Origin of the sequence: Pseudoflavonifractor sp. MSJ-30 (assembly GCF_018918045.1) — a bacterium.
GTDB lineage: Bacteria > Bacillota > Clostridia > Oscillospirales > Oscillospiraceae > Faecousia.
Map to the genome: position 1 here is coordinate 1 of NZ_JAHLPU010000073.1, position 5398 is coordinate 5398.

Annotated in this window: 6 protein-coding genes; all 6 read right to left on the reverse strand. The window is 54.9% G+C overall.

The window, feature by feature from the left end; genetic code table 11:
* Window positions 1–94: 94 nt before the first annotated feature.
* Window positions 95–1297 carry a DUF4153 domain-containing protein gene (locus tag KQI10_RS11485; RefSeq protein ID WP_216567539.1) on the reverse strand — a complete coding sequence of 401 codons (1203 nt, stop codon included), beginning with the start codon at window positions 1295–1297 and terminating at the stop codon, window positions 95–97.
* Entirely contained in the window at window positions 1294–1506 is a 213-nt protein-coding gene (locus tag KQI10_RS11490; protein WP_216567541.1) for a helix-turn-helix transcriptional regulator, read from the reverse strand. Before KQI10_RS11490 ends, KQI10_RS11485 begins: the two co-directional genes overlap by 4 nt.
* Before the next feature lie 10 nt (window positions 1507–1516).
* Window positions 1517–1972, reverse strand: a complete 456-nt coding sequence (locus KQI10_RS11495; protein ID WP_216567542.1) for a DUF2975 domain-containing protein — start codon at window positions 1970–1972, stop codon at window positions 1517–1519.
* Between the two features lie 141 nt (window positions 1973–2113).
* Window positions 2114–2938, reverse strand: coding sequence for an Mrp/NBP35 family ATP-binding protein (locus tag KQI10_RS11500; RefSeq protein ID WP_216567543.1), 825 nt, complete (start codon window positions 2936–2938; stop codon window positions 2114–2116).
* 121 nt (window positions 2939–3059) lie between these two features.
* The gene (gene abc-f, locus KQI10_RS11505; protein WP_216567544.1) at window positions 3060–4928 is read right to left on the reverse strand and encodes a ribosomal protection-like ABC-F family protein; all 1869 of its coding nucleotides are present in this window, start codon (window positions 4926–4928) and stop codon (window positions 3060–3062) included.
* The coding region (locus tag KQI10_RS11510; protein ID WP_216567545.1) for a toprim domain-containing protein at window positions 4922–5398 on the reverse strand (477 nt) is incomplete at its 5' end. The genes KQI10_RS11510 and abc-f, both read right to left, overlap by 7 nt.

The following is a 5398-nucleotide window of genomic DNA, read 5'->3' on the forward strand; positions in this document are numbered from 1 at the left end:
ACTCGGTCACTGGCTCGCAATGACATTTCATTTTTTGCTATTTTGACCCATTAAAGTGCCTAGTGAGACAGCCCCTTTGTTTTGTGGTGTTGCTCTAGTAGAAACACAGTGCCGTAAAGGTTCCGGCGGCAAGGTACAGCCAGAGGCGAAAGGTCTTCTTCCCGCTTCCCAGAGTGTAAAGCATCAGCAAGCAACCAGCGGCAAGAACCAGAACCGCCCAGGCAGACAGCAGCCGCAGAGGAGTAAATCCGAAACGGGCGATATAGAGCCACAGCTTCGCCCCGGCGGTAACGGCCAGGAAGATGCTCTGGACCATCAGCAGAGCCTGAGGCCACTTCCCAACCCGGTTGGGTTTCGTGAGTAGGGACAGCAGCCAAATGAGGAAGAAATTAATAGCCATTACGGTACATAGCTGGAAAAAACCGCTTCTTGCGTAATCCGATGCAGTAAGGGTTCCGGGAATGTGTCCCGAAAACACCGCAAAGAGATTTCCCGCCTGTACGCCAAAAAACAGAAAATACACACCGCAGAACAGTCCCAGAACCAGGTTTGCCCCGGTTCCCGGAAGCACACGCAGCTTTTCCAGCTGCGCTGCTGACAGTACCGGCGCATTCTCCCGCCGGGCAGCCCCCCGGAGCAGACCATAGAGATAGGCTCCAACAGGCAGGCCTATGGCAAACAGAAAGCATTCTTCCCAGAAGTGCTCCGACAAATTCCACCGGAAGAGCTTCTGAAAATCATGCACCATATTTTCAAAACCCGCATCCGCCTGACCAAGAAGATTTGTCACAAGCACCAGCAGGGGCAGGGCCAGCACCAGACACAACACGGCCAGCCAAAAATCCCGCCGCATCTTTTTACCCTCTTCCCCATTCGTAGGCTTGGCCAGTCCTGCCAGCGAGGAAACCGCATCCTGAATTCTTCCGAAGAAGTTGCCAAAGGGCAGCAGCAGGAAGGCGTCCAGACAGTCCCATGCAAAACCAAGGGCATCTTCCCCGCCCCGGTCCGCGCCGCAAAAGCTGATTGCCCAGAAAGCCGCTGCCCCGTGGAGCGCCAGAACGTCCCAGCCATCCGTCGCGTTGCAGCGCTTCAATGTTATCGCCAGACCAATCAAGACTGTGACCGCTGCCCAGAACCAATGCATTTTTCCCTTTGGTTTTTTCGTCAGGCCAATACACACACCCCAGGCGAGGAATGCCGCCACGAAAAGAACCATGGGCCATTCTTCCAGCATGGTCTTCCAGTACAGCCAGCCCACAAAATATCCGGCAAATGCCAGAAAAAAACGCTTTTTCATATCATGTCCTCCTGATACTCCAGAATGTCCCCGGGCTGACAGTCCAACACACGACATATTTCATTCAGGGTTGAAAACCGAATGGCCTTGGCCTTCTGGTTCTTGAGAATAGAGAGGTTCGCCGGGGTAATGCCGATTTTCTCCGCCAGCTCCCCGGCGGCCATTTTCCGTTTTGCCAGCATGACGTCCAAATTCACAACAATAGCCATAGCGTTTCCCTCACACCGTCAGGTCCAGCTCACTGCGCATATCGATTGCCGCGGAGAAAACATTTTTGACGATTCGCACAATAAGCCCCACGAAGCCGGCGGCCAAAGCTACAAAGCCCAGAAAGAAGATCCGCGCACAGCCCACAAGGCAGACAGCGCAGGCAATAAAACAGCAAATACTGACTATCCCCAGCAGGCGCACATTGCGGCTGTCAAATACGATTCCCTTACGGAGATTCCGCAAGAGCTTATCCATGCAGAAGATCAGCATAAACCCGGGCACGTTGCATGCATACAGGCAGACAATCAGCATTGTACCCCAGCTGCTGTGCAGAATCGGAAGGTACCGCGTCAGCATATGGGAAACAGGCCATATCGCCCAATCCAAAACCAGAAGCAATGCCCCGAACACCCAAACCAGAACCCTGCTGAAAAGAATGCTGCCGGAATCCTTTTTTTCTTTCATACGAAAAAGCCTCCTATGCTTTGCTGGAATCAGAATAGCACAGGAGACTTTGTTTGTCAATAATATTTTATTGTTTTTCGATAATTATTATCTGTATCTCAAAAAATGCGCCAGCGTAGAAGTACGCTGGCACAATGGAAATTATTCCGCCTTCTCGATGGTATCAATAACAGGGTTCACCAGATCAGTGTTAATGGTCTCCATAAGGCCGTTGTCGTAGGCTTCCGCCACCTTGGGGTCAATGGGCAGACGAGCCAGAACGGGCAGGCCAAGATTCTGGGCGACCTCGTCCAAATGGCCCTCGCCGAAGACCTTGATCTTCCTGCCGCAGTCCGGACATTCCAGATAGGAGTAGTTCTCCACGAAGCCCAGCACAGGGATATGCATCATCTCGGCCATGCGGACCGCCTTGGTAACAATCATGGAAACCAGATCCTGAGGGCTGGTGACAATGACGATACCGTCAACTGGCAGGCTCTGGAACACAGTCAGGGGCACATCGCCGGTTCCGGGAGGCATATCCACAAACAGATAGTCCACGTCCTCCCAGATGACGTCTGTCCAGAACTGCTTGACCGCGCCTGCAATGACCGGGCCTCTCCAGACCACAGGATCGCCGGGGTTGTCCAGCAACAGATTGATGGACATGACCTGAATGCCGCCCCGGGTCAATGCGGGGTACAAGCCATCCTCATTGGCGCCCTGGCACTCGGTAACGCCAAAGGCCGTAGGGGCAGAGGGGCCGGTAATGTCAGCATCCAGCACGCCCACACGCTTGCCCTTCCGTGCCATGGCCACAGCCAGCATAGAGGTAACCGTGGACTTGCCTACGCCGCCCTTGCCGGATACCACAGCGATGACCTTCTTCACGTTGGCCTTTGGGTTCAGCTGCGCCAGCAGGCTCTCCGCCTTGCGGTCGCCGCAGTCAGAGCTGCAGCTGGAACAATTTCCGTTACAGGAACTCATGAATCAACTCTCCTTATCGCTACGTTTTTTAAGGGATCTTTTTATTTCAGGAATCACGCCGTAAATTGTATTATATGCGGTTTTTCCCAATCTGTCAATTATCGCATTGTACTCTGGAATTTCACGCCTGGGCGGCTTCCCACTGCTCCATCAGCTCCAGGAGGGCTTCCTCCGCCGTTTCCTTTTCGCCCAGGAGCCGGTTCAACTCCTGATAGTCCGAAGCGGCGTTCTGAATCTGCGCTTCCAGATCGGCAACCACCTTTTCCTGCTTCTCAATCTCCCGCTCCAGCTTCTTCACCAGCTTGTCGGAATCCTTGGAACCGGACCGGGGCTTATCCTTTTTGGGCTTCGGCGCCGTCTGGACCGCGGGTAGCTGTCTGGCCTGGGCCTCATGCTCCAGGATGGAGCGGTACTTCCTGTAGCCGCAGGGGAAATCCCGGATGGTTCCGTTTTCCAGCAGCCAGATGCGCTCGGCAAACTTCTCGATAAAATACCGGTCGTGCGACACAAACAGCAGCACGCCCTCGAACTCTTCAATGGCGGCCTCCACCCACTCCCGGGAGGCAATATCCAGGTGGTTGGTAGGCTCGTCCAAAATCAGCAGGTTGATTTTCTCGTCCATGAGCATGCACAGCCGCAGCCGGGACTGTTCACCGCCGGAAAGGGTGCCGACAGTCTTGAATACATCCTCTCCCTGGAACATAAACGCGCCCAGACGGTCTCTCGCCTGCTGGGGCGTCAGGTTCTTTTCGTAGAGCATGGTGTCGTAGAGACTTCGCTCCGGATGGTCAAAATGGATGATCTGGGGCAGATATCCCCATTTCACCGTGGGACCGAACTGGATTTTTCCGCCGCAGTCCTCTTCGCCCAGCAAACACTTGATAAAGGTGGACTTGCCGGTGCCGTTGTCCCCCAGCAGGGCAATGCGCTCGCCGCCCTCTACATTCAGATTTACGTCCGAAAACAGCACCCGGTCTCCAAAAGCCTTGGAGACGTTTTTCATTTTGAATACTACATCGCCGGAGAAGTCCTTTTCCCCAAAGGAAGCCTTCATGGTCCGCTCAGCCTTAGGCCGCTCGGTCTTCTGAATACGCTCCATGCGGTGCTGAATGGACATGGCCCGGCGGTACAGCGTCCGATTGTTGATGCCCCAGCCCTTCATGCGCTCCACGGTGTAGCCCAGCTGCTTGAGCTTGGCCTGCTCCTGCTCATACTGCTTCATCTGCAAGTCGAACCGGGCCTGCTTTTCCTCCATGTAGAAGGAATAGTTGCCGGAATAAAACTCCCCGTGGCCATCCACGATCTCAATGACCCGGTCCGCCACCTGATCGATGAAATACCGGTCGTGAGAAATGGCAAGGACCGTACCCTTGAAGCCATTGATATAGGTTTCCAGCCACTCCACGCTGTTCAGATCCAGATGGTTCGTTGGCTCGTCCAGCAGCAGGATATCGGTCTTTTCCAGCAGAAGACGGGCCAGATTGATGCGGGTCTTCTCGCCGCCGGACAGGCTCTCAAAGAGCTGGGGGCGCTGCTGTGCCGTAATGCCCAGGCCGTTGCAGATCTTGTCCACGTCCACGTCCATCTCATAGCCGCCGCCGGACTGGAAGCGATTTACCAGAGTGTCATACTCCCGCAGCTGCTCCTGGGTCGCTCCCTGGGCCATGGCCGCCTCCAGAGCCTCCATTTTCTTTTTGGTGGCCGTCAGCACCGAGAATGCCGAGCGCAGCACATCCTCCACGGTGTAGCCCGCGGGAAATTTAGGGATCTGGGAGATCAGGCCCAGCTTTTTGTTGGGGTTGACGTAGACCTCTCCCCCATCGTAGTCCATTTCCCCTGTAAGGATCTTGAAGAGGGTTGTTTTTCCGCAGCCGTTCCTGCCAAGAATGGCCACGCATTCCCCTTCCTGAATGTCAAAAGAAAGCCCCTGCAACAGGTTTTCTCCAATGACAAAGAATTTATTCAAATCTTTGACTGATATATCTACCATTGTTCTTCTCCATTAAGCGTCTGCCCCGCCAGCTCCGCAAATTCCGCTCTGGTGCAGAGCAGATTCACGGCCTGCAGCATGGCGTTGCTGCTCATATGCTCCGGCAGGTCCAGCTTTTTCAGCAGCGCTTTTCGCTTCTCGCCGCTTCCGGGGCCTCCGGAAAGGCCCAGGTCCATAAAGTCCTGCTTGGTAATATGCTCCCGGGGGGCTTTATCTTCCCCATCCATGGTGGCACCGCAATCCCGCAGCGCCTTCAGTATGACCTCCGGGGTCATGCCCTCCACACCCAGTTTTCCCTCTTTCCCCGGAGCCGCCTTCCGGCGCTCCTTGCCGGGGATATCGGGAATATAGGCATGCTTCAGGTACTTTCCCGGAATGGCGCTTTTGATGTGGTTGCGGATAACAAAGCCCGCGCCATCAGAGTCCGTAAATACGATCAGGCCCTGCTTCTCCGCCACCCGGCGCAGAAG

Excerpts from the sequence above, each read along its gene's own strand:
- abc-f (WP_216567544.1), bottom strand. The coding sequence starts at position 4,928 with ATGGTAGATATATCAGTCAAAGATTTGAATAAATTCTTTGTCATTGGA.
- KQI10_RS11485 (WP_216567539.1), bottom strand. The coding sequence starts at position 1,297 with ATGAAAAAGCGTTTTTTTCTGGCATTTGCCGGATATTTTGTGGGCTGG.
- KQI10_RS11500 (WP_216567543.1), bottom strand. The coding sequence starts at position 2,938 with ATGAGTTCCTGTAACGGAAATTGTTCCAGCTGCAGCTCTGACTGCGGC.
- KQI10_RS11495 (WP_216567542.1), bottom strand. The coding sequence starts at position 1,972 with ATGAAAGAAAAAAAGGATTCCGGCAGCATTCTTTTCAGCAGGGTTCTG.
- KQI10_RS11490 (WP_216567541.1), bottom strand. The coding sequence starts at position 1,506 with ATGGCTATTGTTGTGAATTTGGACGTCATGCTGGCAAAACGGAAAATG.